The organism is Georgenia daeguensis (assembly GCF_039537705.1).
Classification (GTDB): domain Bacteria; phylum Actinomycetota; class Actinomycetes; order Actinomycetales; family Actinomycetaceae; genus Georgenia; species Georgenia daeguensis.
The window spans coordinates 93085-111638 of record NZ_BAABBA010000008.1; the positions used below are offsets into that span (position 1 = coordinate 93085).

The 18554-nt window shown below is 74.0% G+C and carries 15 protein-coding genes; 11 read left to right on the forward strand and 4 right to left on the reverse strand.

Annotated elements, in window-relative coordinates; genetic code table 11:
* The first annotated feature begins 10 nt into the window (after nt 1-10).
* The 5 genes from ABD774_RS09810 (at nt 11) to ABD774_RS09830 (ending at nt 7204) form a co-directional block, all read left to right on the forward strand.
* Entirely contained in the window at nt 11-1639 is a 1629-nt protein-coding gene (locus tag ABD774_RS09810; protein ID WP_345040417.1) for an FAD-dependent monooxygenase, read from the forward strand.
* Complete coding sequence (locus tag ABD774_RS09815) at nt 1632-3734, forward strand: acetate--CoA ligase family protein (protein ID WP_345040419.1); 2103 nt, start codon at nt 1632-1634, stop codon at nt 3732-3734. The genes ABD774_RS09810 and ABD774_RS09815 overlap by 8 nt, the downstream gene beginning before the upstream one ends.
* The gene (locus tag ABD774_RS09820; RefSeq protein WP_345040421.1) at nt 3734-5425 is read left to right on the forward strand and encodes a (2,3-dihydroxybenzoyl)adenylate synthase; all 1692 of its coding nucleotides are present in this window, start codon (nt 3734-3736) and stop codon (nt 5423-5425) included. The genes ABD774_RS09815 and ABD774_RS09820 overlap by 1 nt, the downstream gene beginning before the upstream one ends.
* Nucleotides 5426-5447: 22 nt before the next feature.
* Nucleotides 5448-6065: a gamma carbonic anhydrase family protein gene (locus ABD774_RS09825; protein WP_345040423.1), complete on the forward strand. Its 618-nt coding sequence runs from the start codon at nt 5448-5450 to the stop codon at nt 6063-6065.
* 182 nt (nt 6066-6247) lie between these two features.
* The gene (locus tag ABD774_RS09830) at nt 6248-7204 is read left to right on the forward strand and encodes a CPBP family glutamic-type intramembrane protease (RefSeq protein ID WP_345040425.1); all 957 of its coding nucleotides are present in this window, start codon (nt 6248-6250) and stop codon (nt 7202-7204) included.
* Here the strand turns inward: ABD774_RS09830 and ABD774_RS09835 are convergent.
* Both ABD774_RS09835 and ABD774_RS09840 read right to left on the reverse strand, forming a co-directional pair.
* Nucleotides 7201-7623, reverse strand: a complete 423-nt coding sequence (locus ABD774_RS09835) for a hotdog fold thioesterase (RefSeq protein ID WP_345040427.1) — start codon at nt 7621-7623, stop codon at nt 7201-7203. The genes ABD774_RS09830 and ABD774_RS09835 overlap by 4 nt on opposite strands.
* Nucleotides 7624-7636: 13 nt before the next feature.
* A complete protein-coding gene (locus ABD774_RS09840) occupies nt 7637-8251 on the reverse strand; it encodes a CGNR zinc finger domain-containing protein (RefSeq protein ID WP_345040429.1) in 615 nt (204 codons plus the stop codon).
* A gap of 357 nt (nt 8252-8608) precedes the next feature.
* On the opposite strand from ABD774_RS09840, the gene ABD774_RS09845 reads away from it, so the two are divergent.
* The 4 genes from ABD774_RS09845 (at nt 8609) to ABD774_RS09860 (ending at nt 12364) form a co-directional block, all read left to right on the forward strand.
* Nucleotides 8609-9892, forward strand: coding sequence for a glycosyltransferase (locus tag ABD774_RS09845; protein ID WP_345040431.1), 1284 nt, complete (start codon nt 8609-8611; stop codon nt 9890-9892).
* Nucleotides 9893-10001: 109 nt separating this feature from the next.
* Nucleotides 10002-10766, forward strand: coding sequence for an ABC transporter ATP-binding protein (locus ABD774_RS09850; protein WP_345040433.1), 765 nt, complete (start codon nt 10002-10004; stop codon nt 10764-10766).
* Nucleotides 10767-10779: 13 nt separating this feature from the next.
* A complete protein-coding gene (locus ABD774_RS09855) occupies nt 10780-11538 on the forward strand; it encodes an ABC transporter permease (protein ID WP_345040435.1) in 759 nt (252 codons plus the stop codon).
* A gap of 52 nt (nt 11539-11590) precedes the next feature.
* On the forward strand, nt 11591-12364 hold the full coding sequence (locus ABD774_RS09860) for a MerR family transcriptional regulator (protein WP_345040437.1): 774 nt from the start codon (nt 11591-11593) through the stop codon (nt 12362-12364).
* Nucleotides 12365-12421: 57 nt separating this feature from the next.
* Here the strand turns inward: ABD774_RS09860 and ABD774_RS09865 are convergent, their stop codons facing one another.
* Nucleotides 12422-13891, reverse strand: coding sequence for an NAD-dependent succinate-semialdehyde dehydrogenase (locus ABD774_RS09865; protein ID WP_345040439.1), 1470 nt, complete (start codon nt 13889-13891; stop codon nt 12422-12424).
* A 47-nt stretch (nt 13892-13938) separates the two neighbouring features.
* The gene (locus tag ABD774_RS09870; protein WP_345040441.1) at nt 13939-15846 is read right to left on the reverse strand and encodes an FAD-binding monooxygenase; all 1908 of its coding nucleotides are present in this window, start codon (nt 15844-15846) and stop codon (nt 13939-13941) included.
* A gap of 138 nt (nt 15847-15984) precedes the next feature.
* Here ABD774_RS09870 and ABD774_RS09875 point away from each other — a divergent pair, with 138 nt between their 5' ends.
* Both ABD774_RS09875 and ABD774_RS09880 read left to right on the forward strand, forming a co-directional pair.
* A complete protein-coding gene (locus ABD774_RS09875; protein WP_345040444.1) occupies nt 15985-16710 on the forward strand; it encodes an IclR family transcriptional regulator in 726 nt (241 codons plus the stop codon).
* Nucleotides 16711-16856: 146 nt separating this feature from the next.
* Nucleotides 16857-18503: a thiamine pyrophosphate-binding protein gene (locus ABD774_RS09880; protein ID WP_345040446.1), complete on the forward strand. Its 1647-nt coding sequence runs from the start codon at nt 16857-16859 to the stop codon at nt 18501-18503.
* The last annotated feature ends 51 nt before the right edge of the window (nt 18504-18554 follow it).

An 18554-nucleotide genomic window follows, 5' to 3' on the forward strand; every position in this document is an offset into this window, starting at 1 on the left:
AGGAGATCCCATGTCGCTCTCAGTAGCCTGCATCGGCGGCGGCCCCGGCGGGCTTTTCGCCGCGACGCTCATCAAGCAGCGCCGTCCGGACGCCCAGGTGACCGTCTACGAGCGCAACCGCGCCGACGACACCTACGGCTTCGGCGTCGTCTTCTCGGACGCGACCCTGAAGAAGATCAACGACGCCGACCCGGTGCTCATCGACGCGCTGCGCGAGCACGGCACGCACTGGGAGGACATCGAGGTCCGGCTCAAGGGCGAGCGGATCACCGTGGGCGGCAACGGCATGGCGGCCATCTCCCGCAAGACGCTGCTGCTGCTCCTGCAGGACCGGGCCCGCGCGGAGGGTGTGGACCTGCGCTTCGAGAGCGAGGCCGACGTCGACGAGCTGCTCGCCGACCACGACCTCGTCGTCGCCTCCGACGGCGCCAACTCCCGCGCCCGCGAGCGCTTCGCCGACCAGTTCGGGCCCTCGGCGGTCCAGGCGAGCGCGAAGTTCATCTGGTTCGGCACCTCCTACATGTTCGAAGGGCTGACGTTCGTCCACAAGGAGGGTCCGCACGGCGTCTTCGCCGTCCACGGCTACCCGATCTCCGAGGACGTCAGCACCTTCATCGTCGAGACGGACGAGGAGACCTGGCGCCGCGCCGGCCTGGACCAGTTCGACGTCACCCAGCCCCCCGGGCCGAGCGACGAGAAGAGCCGGAAGTACCTCGAGAAGCTCTTCGCCGACGAGATCGACGGGCAGCCGCTGCTGGTCAACAACTCCCGCTGGGGGAACTTCCGCACCCGCCGGGCCGCCTCCTGGCACGCGGGCCGGGTCGCCCTGCTCGGCGACTCCGCTCACACCGCGCACTTCTCGGTCGGCTCCGGCACCAAGATGGCGATGGAGGACGCGATCGAGTTCGCCCGCGCCGTCGCCGAGCACGACGACGTCGAGCAGGCCCTGGCCGCGTACGAGGCGGCGGCCCGTCCGTCGGTGGAGAAGATCCAGGGCTCGGCCCGCCCCAGCCTGTCCTGGTGGGAGCACTTCGGCCGGTACCACTCCGCGTTCGACCCCACGCAGTTCGCGTTCCACTTCATGAGCCGGTCCATCGGCCGGGCCAAGATCGCCCGCCGCGACCCCGGCTTCATCGCCGCCGTCGACGCCGCGTGGCGAGAGCGCCACGGCAGTGACCCGCTCAGCACCCCGCTCGACCTGGGCGACGTCGTCTTCCCGGGCCGCACCGCGCGGATCGTCGAGCGCGACGGACGGCGCTTCGTGGCCGACGGCGGCGGGGCCCTGGTCCCGCTCACGGAGTGGCCGGCGGCCGACGGTGCCCGCGGGGGCCACCCCGACGTCGCCCCGGCGATCGGGAGGGACGAGCCGTGGGCCCTGTGGCTCGCCGCCCCGGACTCCGAGGACGGAGTCGCCGGCGCCGCCGCCACGGTCGCGGCCTGCCGCGCCGAGCGGCCCGCGCTCGTCGCGGTGCACGGCGGCACGCCGCTCACCCGGGTGCTCCTCGCCGAGGAGGCCCGCCTCGCCGCCGGCCTGCCGGTCGCCCTGGTGGAGGAGCAGGCCGACGAGGACCGCGCCGCCACCCTGGTGCTCTCCGGCCGGGCCGACCTCGTCGCGACCGCGGGAGGCACCGGTGTCTGACCTGCGCCCCCTCTTCTCCCCGCGCGGCGTCGCCGTCGTCGGCGCCTCGCGCTCCGGCGGGAAGCTCGGTGCCGTCATGGCCCGCTCCCTGCGGAGCTTCGACGGCGCCCTCGGGCTCGTCAACTCCCGCAACCCCGATCCCGGCGCCGGCCTGCACGCCTCCGTCGAGGCGGCCTCGCAGGCCCTCGGCGCCCCGCTGGACCTCGCGGTCCTGTGCGTGCCCGCCGCGGCCTGCGCCTCCGCCGTCGAGGACGCCGCCGCGGCCGGCACCAAGGCCGCCCTCGTCTGCGCCGGCGGGTTCGCCGAGTCGGGTGAGGCCGGCGCCGCCCACCAGGCCGCCCTGCTCGAGGCTGCGCGCCGCACCGGCGTGCGGCTGCTCGGGCCGAACACCTCCGGGTTCTTCTCCCCCGCCCAGAAGCTCACCGCGAGCTTCGTCCCTGCGGCCGGGGACGTGCCGGCCGGCGGGGTCGCCGTGGTCGCGGCGTCCGGCGGGATCAACCACGCCCTGTCCTTCCTCCTCGCCGAGGCCGGCCTGGGCGTCAGCCTCGCCGTCGGGCTGGGCAACGCCACGGACGTCACCGCCCCCGACGTCCTGGACCACCTCCGCGACGACGAGGCCACCCGCGTGGTGGCGCTGCACGTGGAGTCGGTCGCGGACGGCCGACGCCTCGTGGAGTCCGTCCGGGCGCTGACCGAGCGGGTGCCCGTGGTCGCGCTCGTGGTGGGCCGCAACGACGTCGCCGAGTTCGCGCAGTCCCACACCGGCGCCCTCGCCACCTCCTGGCGGACCACGCGCGCGGCGCTGCGCCAGGCGGGCGCGGTGCTCGTGGACGACGAGCAGCAGCTCGTCGACGCCGTCGCCGCGCTCTCCCACACCCGCCTCGCGCCGGCGTCCGACCCCGGCGTCGGCATCGTGACGGCGCAGGCCGGCCCCGGTCTGATGCTCATGGACAGCCTCCGCGGGCACGGGGTCGCCGTGCCGCCCTTGGCGGACGCGACGGTCGCGCGGCTCGGCGAGCTGCTGCCCCCACTGACCTACCAGCGCAACCCCGTGGACACCGGCCGCCCGGGCGAGACGTTCGGCGCCGTGCTCGAGACCGTCGCCGCAGACCCGGCCGTGGACGCCGTCGCCACCTACGCCCTCACGGAGCCGGACAGCATCGACCTGGCCGCCACGGTCCCGGCCGCCTCCACCGGCAGGGCCGTGCCCACGCTCGTCGGCGTGGGGGGTGCGCCGGAGGAGGTCCGCGCGATCCGCCGCCGGCTCCACGCTGCGGGCGTCGCCGCGTACGGCGCCCCGACCGCGCTGGCCACCGGCGTCGCCGCGCTGGTCGAGGACGCCCGCCGCCAGCACGCCCGTCAGGACGCCGGACCCCGCTTCGGCGCCGGGCTGGTCGGGGACGGAGCGGCCAGGACCGACGACGGACCGGACGGGCCGGCGACCTCCCGCGCCGCCGTCGCGCGCCCGGCCTGGGACGAGGACGAGGCGAAGTCGCTGCTGGAGCACCTCGGGTTCGCCACCATGGCGCGCCGCGCGTGCGGCTCCGACGCCGAGGCGCACGCCGCCCTGGACGAGATCGGCGGCCCCGTCGCCGTCAAGCTGCTGGACGCCGCCGTGCTGCACAAGACCGAGATCGGCGGCGTCCGCCTGGGCGTGCGCAGCCACGCGGAGCTGGACGAGGCCCTCGCCGCGCTGCGGGCCGCGGGCGCCGACCGGTTCCTCGTGGAGGCCATGGCCCCCGCCGGCGTCGACCTCATCCTCGGCGCACGCCGGGACCCGGTCTTCGGCCCCGTGGTCCTGCTCGGGCTCGGCGGCACCGTCGCGGAGGCGCTCCAGGACGTGAGCCTCCGCGTCGCGCCGCTCTCCCCCGCCGAGGCCGCCACCATGCCCGACGACCTGGCCGGGCGCGCCCTCCTGGAGGGCTTCCGCGGCTCGCCCGCCCTCGACCGGTCCGAGCTCGCCGACCTCGTCAGCGCGCTCGGCACCCTCCTCCTCGACGACCCGCACCTGGCGGACGTCGAGATCAACCCGCTGCGAGTCACCGCCGGCGGGCTCGTCGCCCTCGACGCTGTCGTCACCACGAAGGAGTCGTGATGGTTCGCCCCATCTCCGAAGGAATCGTCCCCTGGCCCGCCGAGCTCGCCGACCGGTTCACCGCCGCCGGGTACTGGGAGGGCGAGAGCCTGGGCCACCACCTCTGGGCCGCCGCCGACGCCCACGCGGGCGAGACCGCCGTCGTCGACGGGGAGGTGCGGCTGACGTACGCCGAGCTGGTCGCCCGCGCCGACGCCGCCGCCTCGCGGCTGCGTGACCTCGGTATCGGGTCGGGCGACCGGATCGTGGTGCAGCTGCCCAACGGGTGGGAGTTCGTCGTGCTCACCATGGCCTGCTTCCGGGCCGGGATCGTGCCGGTGATGGCCCTGCCCGGGCACCGGCGCCACGAGATGTCCTACTTCGTCGCCCACGCCGAGGCCGTCGCGGTCGCGGTGCCGGACGTCCTGAAGGACTTCGACCACCAGCGGCTCGCCCTCGACCTCGCGGCCGAGCACCCGGGCCTGCGCCACCTGCTCGTCGCCGGCGAGCACGTCGCGGAGGGGTCCGTCGACCTGCGGGCGCTGTGCGCCGCACCGGCGGACGACGCCGAGGCCGCCGCCCACCGCGCCCGGTGGGACGCGGAGCAGCCGGCGAGCTCCGACGTCGCCCTCTTTCTCCTCTCCGGCGGCACCACCGGCATCCCGAAGCTGATCCCCCGCTCGCACGACGACTACGCCTTCAACGCCAAGGAGTCCACGAAGGTCTGCGGCTTCGACGCCGACACCGTCTACCTCGTGAGCATCCCCGTCACGCACAACTTCCCGCTCGCCTGCCCCGGCGTGCTCGGCACCCTGCTGGTGGGCGGGACGGTCGTCATGCTGCCCAGCCCCTCCCCGGCTCGGGCGTTCGCCACCATCGAGCGCGAGGGCGTCACCCACACCGCCGTCGTCCCCGCCGTCGCCAAGCGGTGGATCGACGAGCAGGCGGCCAGCCGGACGGGGCAGCTGGCCTCGCTGCGGGTGCTGCAGGTCGGCGGTTCCCGGCTGGCCGACGACGTCGCCCGCCGCGTCCCCGGCACGCTCGGCTGCACCCTGCAGCAGGTGTTCGGCATGGCCGAGGGGCTGCTGAACTACACCCGCCTCGACGACCCCGAGGAGGTCATCTTCACGACCCAGGGCCGGCCGATGTCGGCCGCCGATCAGGTCCTCCTCGTCGATGAGCACGACAACCCGGTGCCGCAGGGCACGCCCGGCTCGCTGATCACCCAGGGCCCGTACACGTTGCGCGGCTACTACCGCGCCGAGGAGCAGAACGCCCGGGCCTTCACCACCGACGGCTGGTACCGCTCCGGCGACATCTGCCGCATGGACGAGATGGGCAACCTCATCGTCGAGGGCCGGGACAAGGACATGATCAATCGCGGCGGCGAGAAGATCTCCGCCGAGGAGGTCGAGAACCTCGTCTACCAGCTCCCCGCGGTCCGGCTCGTGGCCGCCGTCGCGATGCCCGACGACGTCCTCGGCGAGCGCGTGTGCGTGTACGTCGTCCCGCACGACGGCGCGACCCTCACCCTCCAGGAGGTCCACGGGGCGATGGAGGCCGCCGGGGTGGCCCGGTACAAGTGGCCGGAGCACCTCGAGGTCACCGACGAGCTGCCGACGACGAAGGTCGGGAAGATCAACAAGAAGGCGCTCCGCAGCGACATCGCGGACCGGCTGGCCGCCGGCCTCGGCGTCAGGGCGGCGGTCTGACCATGACCACCACCCGCTGCCGATGACGGCCTACGCGTTCGCCGGGGTGGTGCCCGTCGTCGACCCGACGGCGTACGTGCACCCCAGCGCGGTCCTGATTGGCGACGTCGTGGTCGGCCCGCGCAGCTACGTGGGGCCGCACGCGTCCCTGCGCGCCGACCACGGCGCCATCGTCCTGGGGCCGGGGTCGAACGTGCAGGACGGGTGCGTCGTGCACACCTTCCCCGGCCGCACCACCGAGGTCGGCGAGGACGGGCACGTCGGCCACGCGGCGGTGCTCCACGGGTGCACGGTCGGTGCCGGTGCGCTGATCGGCATCGGGGCCGTGCTGCTGGACGGCGCGCGGATCGGCGAGCGGGCCTTCGTCGGCGCGGGCTCCCTCGTGCCGGCGGAGATGGAGGTACCGGCCGCGCACCTGGCACTCGGATCGCCCGCGCGCGTGGTCCGGGAGCTCACCGGCACCGAGCTGGAATGGAAGGCGCACGGCACGCGGATGTACCACGACCTCGCCGTCCTCTCCCACGAGCAGCTCACGGAGGTCGAGCCGCTGGAGGCCCGCGAGCCGGACCGCCCCTCGCTGCCGTTCGGCCCCGGTGACGCCGTGCCGATCCGGGAGGCCCGGTCGCGCGCGGGCACCTAGCAGGTCGTCCGGTCGTCCGGGCGTCCGGTCCTCCGGTCCTCCGGTCCTCCGGTCCTCCGGCGAGAGAGGACCAAGGCCCCTGGCGCTCGCGCGCCCGCACGCGCGACGGTGAGGGGACGCGGGGTGCCAGGTGCTTCCCTCCGGCGGGGCGTGACGGATGACGTGCTGACGAAGGGGCGAGCGTGGTGGCCCTGAAGAGCTGGGTCCGGCGGCGGCCCGTGCTGGCGTTCTACGTGCTGGCGTTCGCCCTCACCTGGCTCGGCTGGTGGCCGATGGCCGCGCACAACAGGGGGCTGATCCAGCTCGATGTCCCGGGCCTGTTCTTCCTCGGCGGACTGGGTCCCGGCGTCGCGGCGTGGGTGGTGATGCGTGTCCTGCTCGGCACGGCCGCGACGGACACGCTGCTCCGCCCGCTGCTGCGGTGGCGGGTGGGGGTCCGGTGGTTCGTCGTCGCCGCCGCGCTCTTCCCCGCGATCCTGCTGCTCGCCGTCGTGCTGCGCGGATCCCTCGAGGAGGAGCTGGCGGCCCTGGGCACCGTGCCCGTCCTCGCCCTGGCCCTGGTGCGCTACCTCCTGGCTGCTGTTCCCGAGGAGGTGGGCTGGCGCGGGTTCGCTCTTCCCGCCCTGCAGGCCAGGCACAGCGCGCTGACGTCCAGTCTCGTGGTCGGGGTGCTGTGGGCGCTGTGGCACCTGCCGTTACTCCTCGGCGGAGACCCGACGATGTCCACCTATCCCCTGGTGCTGTACACGGTCTGGGTCGTCGCCGAGGCGGTCCTCTACACCTGGGTCTTCAACAGCGCGCGTGGCAGCCTGCTCGTCGTCGTCGTCCTCCACGGCGTCGCGAACGTGACGGGGGCCTTCGGCTCCGCCCCGTGGGCCGTCACGGCGATCACGCTGACCGCCGCCCTGACCGTCGTGGCCGTCCTCGGCCCCGAGCACCTCTGCCGCACCGGCAGGCGGGTCATGCTCTCGCCGGGAGCCGACGCGCCGGCGTCCTCAGCGAGCGGCTCCCCACCCGGGTCGGCGGGCGGCGCCTCGCGCCGGTCGGCGGGCGGCGCCTCGCGCCGGTCAGCGGGCGGTGCCTCGCGCCGGTCAGCCGGCGGCGCCTCTCGCGGGCCCGCACGAGGGTCCTCGCGCTAGGCGGTGCCGCGCCGGTCCTCGAGCACCGCGCAGGTCAGCCGTGCGGTGCACAGCCGGCGTCCGCGGTCGTCCGTGACGACGATCTCGTAGCTCGCCAGCGTGCGGCCCAGATGCAGGGCGGTCGCCACGGCCGTGACCGTGCCGGCGGCGGCGCTGCGGTGGTGGCTGGCGTTCAGCTCGACGCCGAACGCCACGCGACCCTCCCCCGCGTGGAGGTTGGCGGCCACCGAGGCGACCGTCTCGGCCAGGGCCGCGGAGGCGCCGCCGTGCAGGATCCCGTGGCTCTGCGTGTTGCCCTCCACCGGCATCGACGCCACGGCACGCTCGGCGCCGAGCTCGCTGAAGGTGATGCCCAGCCGTCCGCTCAGGACCCCGCCGACCGGGCGCTTCTCGGTGGCCGTGATGATGTGCTCCGTCATGGCGTCCAGCCTGTCAGGTCGCCGTCCGCCCGCGTGCGGTGCGCGCCGCGTGGCGGCGAGCCTTCTCGCGGTTCCCGCACCACTGCATGCTGCACCAGCGGCGACGGTGGGTGGGGTCGGTGAACAGCCACCCGCACCCGGTGCCCGCGCAAGCGCGGACGTGCTCCCCGGCGTCCGAGGTGAGCAGGTCCTCGGCGGCCCGCGCGAACACGTCGAGCGGGGTGTCGAGATCGACCACCTGGCTCCAGGCCGGCAGCCCGGAGCCGTCCCGTCCCACGAGGTGACGACGACGGCGGGCGGCCAGCATCGTCCGGTCGAGGCGCCGGGCCGCGGCCCCGGGCTGGGGGTCGGTGAGGACGGCGTAGAGGTCGCGCCGGAGCGTCAGCACCCGGCCGAGGGCGGCCTCCGCCGCGTCCGGCTCGGTCGCCGCCAGCGCGGCGACCTCGCGGGCGGTCGCCGTGCCCATCAGGCCGCGGTCGACGGCGAGGGTGACGGCGTGGGCGAAGCTCACCAGGTACTCGCGGTAGTCGGGCGAGGTCCAGTTCGCCCGCGTGTTGCACAGCTCGAGGGCGGGGTGCCCCGCCACCGGCACGGGGAGCGTCAGGCCGCCGACCGTCCTCGCAGCCATCGGACACCTCCGCTCGTCGGCCTGCGTCGTCGGCGTCCATCCTCACCGGCCCGCATCGGTACCAGGTTAGACGAACGCTCCGCCCGACTAACCCCTTTTCACCCTTGTCCGGTTACTGTCTGACGCCTACGGTGGCGTTGACGACCGAACGGCACGACCGGACGAACGGCTCACGATGGACTCAGCCCGAGCGAGGAGCGGTCCACCGGCGCGGGGACCGCCCCGCTGCCCCGACCCCCTCGGCCGACCGGACACGGGGCGGCGGTGGCTCCGCCGCCCCGACGGCCCGGTCTTCTCGATCAGAACGGCCGCCCCACGGATCGCCCCGCGGGCGGTTCACCCTGGAAGACTCGGCTCGTGGCCTCGATCCTGATGACGGCGATGCCGTTCGCCGGGCACGCCCGGCCGATCCGGGCGGTCGCCGCCGAGCTCGTCCGGCGCGGGCACGACGTCCGCGTCTTCACCGGCAGGTCCTGCACCGGCATGTTCGAGCAGGTCGGCGCGCGGACCGTCCCCTGGCAGGCGGCGCCCGACTTCGACGAGCGCGACTACGCCGCCACGTTCCCCCGCATGCGCGAGAGGAAGGGCTTCAGGCAGGTCCTGGTCAATCTGGAGGACCTCTTCCTGGGCACCGCCCCGGCCCAGTGCACCGACCTGCTCGCCGCCAACGACCGCCAGCCGTGGGAACTGCTCGCGGGCGACCCGATGGCGCTGGGCACCCGGTTCGCGGCCGAGCACCTCGGTTCACGGTGGGCGAGCGTCTCCCCGATCGCGCTGTGGCTGCCCGGCAAGGGCATCCCCCCGACCGGTCTGGGCCTCCTCCCCGCCCACGGGACGGCGGGCAGGGTACGGGACACGGTGCTCGGCGCCGTCGCGGGAGCCGGGACGGCCGCCCTGACGCGGCGCTACCAGCACACCCGCCGCGCGGCGGGCCTGGCCCCCGACCGCGAGACCTTCGCGACCATGTGGTACTCCCCCCAGCTCGTCGTCGGAGCCGGCGCCCCGGGACTGGACTACCCCCGCACCGACCTGCCCGCACACCTCCGGTTCGTCGGCGACCTGACCGACGACGGCGCGCCCGCCGCCGACGACGACGCGGCGCTGCCGGACTGGTGGGCCGACGTCGTCGGTGCGACGGTCCCGGTGGTGCACGTGACCCAGGGAACGGCGAACGTGGACCCGCGCGACCTGATCCTGCCGACGCTGGAGGCCCTCGCCGGCCAGGACGTGCTCGTCGTGGTGGGGCTGGGTCATCGCACCGACCCGCTGCCCGGCCCGGTCCCCGCGAACGCGCGGGTCGCGCCGATGGTGCCGTACCCGCACCTGCTCCCGCGCACCTCCGTGGTCGTCACCAACGGCGGCTTCGGCGGGGTGCTGCAGGCGCTGCGTCACGACGTCCCGCTGATCGTCGCCGGGGGCGACCTGGACAAGCCGGAGGTCGCCGCCCGGATCGGCTGGCTCGGCGCCGGGATCGACCTGCGCACGGGCACGCCGCGCCCGGGCGCGATCGCAGACGCCTACCGCCGCGTGTCGGCCGACCCGGGCTACCGCGCCGTCGCCGCCCGGCTCGGCGCGGAGCTTCGCGCCCTCGGCGGGACCCGCGCGGCGGCGGACCTGCTCGAGGCGCACCTCACCGCCTGACCCCGGCTCCGCGCCCGTGGGCCCGCCCCGCACGGCCTTGCGGGCCCCGGCGGAGCCGACCGGGTCAGGGCTTGACCTTGACGCAGGGTCAGGGCTGCAGGCTTGCGCCATGACCCCACAACCAGCCATCGAGACCGTCGGACTCACCAAGTCCTACGGCGACCACGCGGTGCTCAGGGGCGTCGACCTGAGCGTCCCCGCGGGGACTGTCGTCGCCCTGCTCGGCTCCAACGGCGCCGGCAAGACCACCGCGGTGAGGATCCTGTCCACGCTGCTCACGGCCGACGGCGGGACCGCCGTCGTCAACGGTCACGACGTCGCCACCCAGCCGGCGAAGGTGCGCGAGTCGATCAGCCTCACCGGACAGTTCTCCGCCGTCGACGAGATCCTCACCGGGCGGGAGAACCTCGTGCTGGTCGCGCAGCTGCGACGTCTCAGAGATCCCGGCCGGATCGCGGACGACCTGCTCACCCGCTTCGGGCTGGCCGACGCGGCCGGGCGGAGGGCGGCCACCTACTCCGGCGGCATGCGCCGCCGTCTCGACATCGCGATGAGCCTCATCGGCGACCCGCCCGTGCTCTTCCTCGACGAGCCGACGACGGGGCTCGACCCCCAGTCGCGGATCGAGGTCTGGAGGACGGTCCGAGAGCTCGCCGGTCAGGGCACCACGGTGCTGCTCACCACCCAGTACCTCGACGAGGCCGAGCACCTCGCGGACCGGATCGCCGTCCTCCACGAGGGCCGGATCATCGCCGACGGCACGCTCGCCGAGCTCAAGCAGCTGCTCCCGCCCATCCAGGTCGAGCACGTGGAGAAGCAACCGACCCTCGAAGACATCTTCCTCGCGATCGTCGGCCACGACGGTCCCCGCTAGCAAGGATCCCCAGATGACCGACTTCTCGTTCCACACCGCCGTCCTGCTCAAGCGGTCGCTGCGTCACATCCTGCGCAGCCCGGACACGATCATCACCACGGCCGTCACGCCGGTCGCCATGCTGCTGCTGTTCGTCTACGTCTTCGGCGGCGCGATCGACGTCGGCGGCGGCACGTACGTCAACTACCTGCTGCCCGGCATCCTGCTCATCACCGTCGCCTCCGGGATCGCGTACACCGCCTTCCGGCTCTTCACCGACGTCTCGGGCGGCATTTTCGAGCGGTTCCAGTCGATGCCGATCGCCCGGTCGGCCGTGCTGTGGAGCCACGTGCTGACCTCGGTCGTGGCGAACCTGACCTCACTCGTGATCGTCGTGCTCGTCGCGGTGGCGATGGGCTTCCGCTCCGGTGCCGGGGTGCTCGCCTGGCTCGCGGTCCTGGGGATCATGGTGCTGTTCACCCTGGCGCTGACCTGGCTGGCCGTGATCCCCGGGCTGACCGCGAGGTCGGTGGACGGCGTGAGCGGATTCTCCTACCCGCTGATCTTCCTGCCGTTCATCAGCTCGGCCTTCGTGCCCACCTCCGGCATGCCAGGCCCGGTGCGCTGGTTCGCCGAGCACCAGCCGGTCACCTCGATCGTGAACACCATCCGCAACCTCTACGCCGAGCAGCCCCTCGGCGACGACGGTTGGCTCGCCCTCGCCTGGTGCGTCGGTCTGCTGCTCGTCGCCTGGGCGCTGGCGATGCGCACCTACCGCGGCAAGATCGCGTGAAGACCCGCGTGGGAACGGTGCGCGGGAACCAGGAAGCTCGCAGAGTAGGGCCATGCTGACGATCAGCCAGCTCGCGTCGTACGCCGGCGTGACGGTACGCGCGGTCCGCCACTACCACGCCAAGGGGTTGCTGCCCGAGCCCGGGCGCGACCACTCCGGGTACCGGCGCTACGACGCGGCCGCGGTGGTCGAGCTGGTCAAGATTCGCACCCTCGCCGATGCCGGTGTACCGCTGTCGCGGGTGCGTGAGCTGCTGGCGGCGGGTGCCTCGGAGTTCGCGGCGGCGGTCGAGGACATCGACCGCCGCCTGCGCGCCGAGATCCGGGAGCGCCAACGTCACCGGGAGCGGATCGCCAAGCTCGCGGCCGGGGACAGCCTGGCGCTGCCGCCCGAGGTCGTCGCCTACCTCGACCGGATGCGCGAGCTCGGGTTCCGGGACCGGCTGATCGAGGTCGAGCGCGACAGCTGGATCCTGATCGCGGCCCAGATGCCGGACGCGGTGCCGGCCCTCATGTCCATCAAGCACATGCAGATCGAGCACCCGACGCTGCGCCGCCTGTATCTCGACATCGGGGAGCTCGCCGACTGCCCGCCGGAGGACCCGCGGATGCCGGCGCTCGCCGACCGGGTGGCCGCCTTCATCGAGGCCGCGGCGGCCGAGAACGCGGGCCTGGAGGAGGAGCACCCGGTCAGCGACGACCTCGTCGCGCTGCTCGACACGGCGTTCCTCGAGTCCTTCCCGTGCGCGCCGCGCCTGCTCGAGCTCCTGGAGGAGCGCGGCTGGACGGGCTGGACCAACATCAGGCGGACGGAGCCCGCGAGGTGACCGGGCCCTGGACGCCAAGGAGCGCCCAGGGCCCGGCTGCACCCAGACTGGAAGGGCTCAGAACGGGTTCGGCGTGAGCGTGTACTTGGTCTGCAGGTACTCGTGGATGCCCTCGGCCCCGCCCTCGCGGCCCAGGCCGGACATCTTCCACCCCCCGAACGGCGCCGCGGCGTTGGAGACGACGCCGACGTTCAGGCCCATCATCCCCGTCTCGAGCCGCTCGATCATGCGTTGTCCGCGCGCGAGGTTCTCGGTGTAGACGTAGGAGACCAGCCCGTACTCGGTGTCGTTCGCGATGCGGACCGCCTCGTCCTCGGTCTCGAACGGGACGACGGCGAGCACCGGCCCGAAGATCTCCTCGTGCAGGATGTCGCTGCCCGGGCGCACGTCGGTGATGACCGTCGGCTCGTAGAACGTCCCGGGCCCGTCGACCGCGCTGCCGCCGGTGCGCAGGCTCGCGCCGCGCTGCACCGCGTCACCCACCAGGGCGGCGGCCTTCTCGACCGCGTCGGAGTTGATGAGCGGACCGATCGTCACGCCGTCCTCGGTGCCCCGCCCGATCGTGAAGCTCTCCACGCGCTCGGTGACCCGCCGGGCGAACTCGTCGGCGACGTCGCGGTGGACGATGAACCGGTTCGCGGCCGTGCACGCCTGCCCGATGTTGCGGAACTTCGCCGCGATCGCGCCGTCCACGGCCTTGTCGAGGTCGGCGTCCTCGAAGACGACGAACGGCGCGTTGCCGCCGAGCTCCATCGAGGTGCGCAGCACCCCCTGGGCCGCCTGCTCGAGGAGGCGCTGGCCGACCGGCGTCGACCCGGTGAACGAGAGCTTGCGCAGGCGCCGGTCGCGGATGATCGGCTCGGACACGGCTCCCGACGTCGAGGTGGTGAAGACGTTGACGACGCCGGCCGGGACCCCGGCGTCCTCAAGGAGTTTCGCGAAGTACAGCGTGGTCAGCGGTGTGAGCTCGGCGGGCTTGATGATCACCGTGCACCCGGCCGCGAGGGCCGGGGCGATCTTGCGGGTTGCCATGGCGAGCGGGAAGTTCCACGGCGTGATGAGGAAGCACGGCCCCACCGGGTGCTGCGACACGACCATCCGGCCGCTGCCCTCCGGGTTCGGCCCGTAGCGGCCCTGGATGCGGGAGGCCTCCTCGCTGAACCATCGGACGAACTCGCCGCCGTAGGCGACCTCGCCGCGCGCCTCGGCGAGCGGCTTGCCCATCTCGATCGTCATGAGGAGGGCGAACTCCTCCTTGCGCTCCTGCAGGAGGTCGAAGGCGCGGCGCAGAATCTCCCCGCGCTCGCGCGCCGGCGTGGCAGCCCAGGCCGGGAAGGCCTCGGAGGCGGCGTCCAGCGCCGCGAGACCGTCGGCGGGCGAGGCGTCCGCGATCGTCTTCACCCGGTCGCCGGTCGCGGGGTCGTAGACGCTGAGGGTCCTCCCCTCCTCGGCGTCGCGCCAGGTCCCGCCGATGAAGAGGCGGTCCGGCACCTTCGCCAGCAGCTCGGTCTCGCGGTTCTCACTCATGGGACTCCTTCGTCGTCTCGGAAGCCGTGGTCGTCGCCCTTCCAGGTCTACGCCACGGGCTGGCGGTTCGTCACCAGCAGATGCTGCCGGAAGAACGCGGCGAGCTCCGCCGTCGCGTCGAGCGGGAGGACCGCCGCGACGTACTGGTCGGGCCGGACCACGACGACGCACCCGGCGCGGTCGAGACCGCGCACGTCGAAGATGTCCTCCTCCGGGTGTGCGGCGAAGACCTTCTCGTAGTCGACGAGCTGGAACGGTCCGCTGCGGGGCAGGAACAGCTCGGGAACCCGGGAGATGTCGACGTCGCCGTGCCCCTGCTGGAAGACGACCTTCACCTCCAGGACGCTGTCGCGTTCGGCACCCTCCGGGGTGTGGGCCAGGACCGGGGAGTCCGGCGAGCTCGCCATCCACTCGGCCCAGTCCGTCAGCGCCGACGGCTCGCCGGGGGCGGCGGCGTCGGCGAACGCGTACACGCGCCACCTGCCGTCCGCCCGGTGCTGGTGGCCCAGGTGGAGGGGGTTCGCGTCGGCCACGCGGACCACGCGGGCGGACTTGAAGCGCTTCCCCACGGGGAACCCGGTGGCGAGGCCCTGGTGGGTCGGCTCCGCCACGAGCATCGACGGCGGGTACTGCGTCATGAAGCCGGAGGGAAACTCGGCGGTGCGGACGTAGAAGTCGGCGAGCTCCGCGGGGTCGGCGAACTCCTCCGGCCGCTTCGCCATGAGCGTCGACCACTCCTTGTCGAAGTCGATCAGCTGCTGCGCGATGACCTGCCGCTCGGCGGAGTACGTCGCCAGCAGGCTCTCCGGGCTCCGGCCCGACAGCACGTAGCCCAGCTTCCAGCCCAGGTTGAAGCCGTCCTGCATGGAGACGTTCATGCCCTGGCCGGCCTTGGCGCTGTGGGTGTGGCAGGCGTCGCCGGCGATGAAGACGCGCGGGTTGCGCGTGCCGATCTCCTCGAGCGGCACGTCGTCGAAGCGGTCGGTCACGCGGTGGGCCACCTCGTACACGCTGTGCCAGGCGACGTTGCGCACGTCGAGGGTGTAGGGGTGCAGGATCTCGTTCGCCTTCGCGATGATCTGCTCGATCGTCGTCCTACGCACCGCCCCACGGTCGTCCGGGTTCACCTCGCCGAGGTCGACGTACATGCGGAACAGGTAGCCGCCCTCGCGGGGGATGTGGAGGATGTTGCCGCCCGACCCTGACTGGATGGCGCACTTGGTGCGGATGTCCGGGAAGTCGGTGACCGCCAGCACGTCCATGACGCCCCAGGCGTGGAACGCCTGGTCGCCCTTCATCGTGCAGCCGATGGAGTGCCGCACCCCGCTGTGGGCGCCGTCGGCACCGAGCACGTACTTGGCGCGCACCACCTTCTCCTGCCCCGCGTCCTCCCCGGCCGTGCGGACGAGGGTGACGGTGACGGGGTGCTCGCCCTCGCCGGCGACCTCCAGGCCGCGGAACTCGTAGCCGTAGTCCGGCTTCATCCGGGCCGGCGAGCTCGCCATGAACTCGGCGAAGTAGTCGAGCACACGCGCCTGGTTGACGATGAGGTGCGGGAACTCGCTGATGCCCGCGGGGTCGTCCGGCGGGCGCTCACCGCGGACGATCCGCGACGGGTCGTCCGGGTCGGGACGCCAGAAGCTCATCTCGGTGATCCGGTAGGCCTCGTCGATGATGCGCCCGGCGAACCCGAAGGCCTGGAAGGTCTCGACGCTGCGCGCCTGGATGCCGTCGGCCTGGCCGATCTCGAGGCGCGCGCCCCGGCGTTCCACGATGCGCGTCGTGATGTCCGGGAACTGCGAGAGCTGGGCCGCGGCGATCATCCCTGCGGGGCCCGAGCCGACGATGAGGACGTCGACCTCGTCGGGAAGCTCGTCCGGGCGGTCGAGACCGACCCCGGCCGCCGGCTGGGTGCGGGGGTCGCCCGAGACGTACCCGTGGTGGTGGAACTGCATGTGTGCCTCCTCGGACATCGGTGTCGAGGTCTTGTCGACCGGGCCCACGTGTTCTACTTTCGAACACGCAGTTCAACTATGGAACGGATCGTATACGATGGCTTGTGGCGTGCGCAACACCCTCCGGACGGGCCCTCGATGACCTCTCGACCGCCGGGGCGGAGCCCGACGAGCGTGCCGGCGTCGCAGACGCTGAGCCGCGGGATCCAGATCCTCGAGCTGCTCGCCGACGCGCGGGAGCCGCTGACGATCGACGAGATCGCCGACCGCCTCGACGTCCACCGCTCGATCGCCTACCGGCTGCTGCGCACCCTCGAGCACCACGGTCTCGTCGGCCGGGACTCCACCGGCCGGGTCGCCCTCGGCGCCCGGATGGCCGCGCTCGCCGCCGGCGTCGCGCCCGACCTCCAGGCCGAGGCGCTGCCCGAGCTCACCACCGTCGCCAACGAGCTCGGCATGACCTGCTTCCTCGCCGTGCTCGACCACGACGAGTGCGTCACGCTGACCAGCGTCGAGCCCCGGCACGCGGCCGCCCCGGTGGCCCAGCGGCCGGGCACCCGGCACCCGGTGACCGTCGGTGCGCCGGGCAAGGCGATCCTCTCGGTGCTCCCCCGGCACCAGTGGCCGTCGGACGTCTCCGAGCGGCTGGCGGAGGAGGCGATGGCGACCGCGGTCCGCGGCTACGTCCAGAGCCACGACGAGGTGATCCCCAGCGTGCGTTCGGTGGCGGTGCCGCTGCGCCTGCGCGGGCGGGACCCGGCCGCCATCGCCGTCGTCTACGTCGCGAGCGCGCACGAGGCGCCCGCGATCGGGGCCCGGCTGGCCGCGAGCGCGGCCTCGATCCGCGACGCGCTGGGCGGCTGAGGGTCGCGACCCGGGCGCCACCCGCGCCGCTAGCATGAGCTCCCGGTGCGTTCGTCCGCGGCGCCCGGGACCCGGCACAGTCGCCAGGCGCCCGGCCGCGGGACGCCGCACGGTTCCTCGCCGCCAGCCCCGGAGACGCCTTCGCCATGCCCACGGTTTCCGCCCACGTCGCCGTCACCCTCGCCGCCCACGTCGACCACGTCTTCGGGGTCATGGGTAACGGCAACGCCTACTTCCTCGACGCCCTGGAGCGCCAGACGGGCGCCCGGTTCACCGCGGTGCGGCACGAGGCGGGCGGCGTCGTCGCCGCCGACGCCTTCCACCGGGCGTCCGGCCGGCTCGCCGCGGCCACGACGACGTACGGCGCCGGCTTCACCAACACCCTCACCGCGCTCGCCGAGGCCGTGCAGGCGCACGTGCCGCTCGTGCTCGTCGTCGGCGACGAGCCGACGTCGGGGCCCCGCCCGTGGGACGTGGACCAGATCGCGATGGCCTCGGCCGTCGGGGCGCGCACCTACACCGCCGGGCGCACGGACGCCGCCGCCACGACGGTCATCGCCGTCGAGCACGCGCTGACCTACCGCGTCCCTACGGTGCTGGCGATCCCCTACGACGTCGCCGCGCTCGACGCCGGCCCCGTGCCCGAGCTCCCGGCCCCGCGCCTGCCGGCGCCGCTCGTGCCGGGCGGGCCGTTCGCCGCCGCGATGGTGCGCGAGATCGCGGCCGCGCTCGCCTCGGCCCGGCGGCCGCTGCTCCTCGCCGGCCGGGGCGCATGGGTCGCGGGAGCAGGCGGGGCGCTCGGGGCGCTGGCCGACGCCACCGGTGCGCTCACCGCGACCACGGCGCTCGGGCGCGGGGTCTTCCCCCGCCCGGAGTTCGACCTCGGCGTCGCCGGCGGGTTCGGCGCCGCGGGCGCGATGGAGCTGGTGCGGGAGGCCGACGTCGCCGTCGTCGTCGGGTCGTCCCTCAACCAGTTCACGATGCGCTTCGGCGAGCTCTTCGCCCCCGGCACCCGCGTCTTCCAGATCGACGTCGCCCCCGCGGCGACGCATCCGCACGTCGGCGGGTACGTGCGCGGGGACGCCGCGGAGGTCGCGGCGGCGGTGGTCACCGAGCTCGCGGACGCCACCCCGAGCGGGTGGCGCGAGTCGGTCGACGTCCTCGCCGCGCGCCGGTACGACACCGGCCGTGGGACCGCCCCGGACGGACGCCTCGACCCGCGCTCGGCGGCCGCCCGCATCGGCGAGCTGTTGCCCGAGGACCGCGTCGTCGTCTCCGACGGCGGGCACTTCATCGGCTGGGCGAACATGTACTGGCCGGTGGCCTCGCCGGACCGCATGATCATGGTCGGCACCGCGTTCCAGGCCATCGGGCTCGGCTTCCCCAGCGTGCTGGGGGCCGCGCTCGCCCGGCCCGGGTCGACCGTCGTGCTCACGACCGGCGACGGCGGTGGGCTGATGGCGCTGGCGGACCTCGAGTCGGCCGTGCGGGTCGCCGGCGGCCGCGGCCTCGCCGTCGTGTGGAACGACGCTGCGTACGGGGCCGAGGTGCACGTCTACGGGCGCAAGGGCCTGACGCGGGAGCCGATGCTCATCCCCGACGTCGACTTCGCCGCGCTCGCCGCCGCCGTCGGCGCCGAGGGCCTCGTCGTCCGCACGCTCGAGGACCTCGACGCGCTGGCGCCGTGGGCGGCACGCCCCGCGGCCGAGCGCCCGTTCCTGCTGCTCGACCTCCGGGTCTCCCGGTCCGTCGTCGCGCCCTACCAGGACGAGATCCTGCGCGCGAACAGCTGACACGCCCCCGGACGACCGCACCGCAGGTTGCGTAGACGCCCGGCCGGTCCG

Bases quoted from the DNA above. Each gene is read 5' to 3' on its own strand.
- ABD774_RS09840 (WP_345040429.1), bottom strand. From the start codon at position 8,251: ATGGCTGCGAGGACGGTCGGCGGCCTGACGCTCCCCGTGCCGGTGGCG.
- ABD774_RS09820 (WP_345040421.1), top strand. From the start codon at position 3,734: ATGGTTCGCCCCATCTCCGAAGGAATCGTCCCCTGGCCCGCCGAGCTC.
- ABD774_RS09860 (WP_345040437.1), top strand. From the start codon at position 11,591: ATGCTGACGATCAGCCAGCTCGCGTCGTACGCCGGCGTGACGGTACGC.
- ABD774_RS09875 (WP_345040444.1), top strand. From the start codon at position 15,985: ATGACCTCTCGACCGCCGGGGCGGAGCCCGACGAGCGTGCCGGCGTCG.
- ABD774_RS09810 (WP_345040417.1), top strand. From the start codon at position 11: ATGTCGCTCTCAGTAGCCTGCATCGGCGGCGGCCCCGGCGGGCTTTTC.
- ABD774_RS09865 (WP_345040439.1), bottom strand. From the start codon at position 13,891: ATGAGTGAGAACCGCGAGACCGAGCTGCTGGCGAAGGTGCCGGACCGC.
- ABD774_RS09850 (WP_345040433.1), top strand. From the start codon at position 10,002: ATGACCCCACAACCAGCCATCGAGACCGTCGGACTCACCAAGTCCTAC.
- ABD774_RS09880 (WP_345040446.1), top strand. From the start codon at position 16,857: ATGCCCACGGTTTCCGCCCACGTCGCCGTCACCCTCGCCGCCCACGTC.
- ABD774_RS09835 (WP_345040427.1), bottom strand. From the start codon at position 7,623: ATGACGGAGCACATCATCACGGCCACCGAGAAGCGCCCGGTCGGCGGG.
- ABD774_RS09855 (WP_345040435.1), top strand. From the start codon at position 10,780: ATGACCGACTTCTCGTTCCACACCGCCGTCCTGCTCAAGCGGTCGCTG.
- ABD774_RS09870 (WP_345040441.1), bottom strand. From the start codon at position 15,846: ATGCAGTTCCACCACCACGGGTACGTCTCGGGCGACCCCCGCACCCAG.
- ABD774_RS09825 (WP_345040423.1), top strand. From the start codon at position 5,448: ATGACGGCCTACGCGTTCGCCGGGGTGGTGCCCGTCGTCGACCCGACG.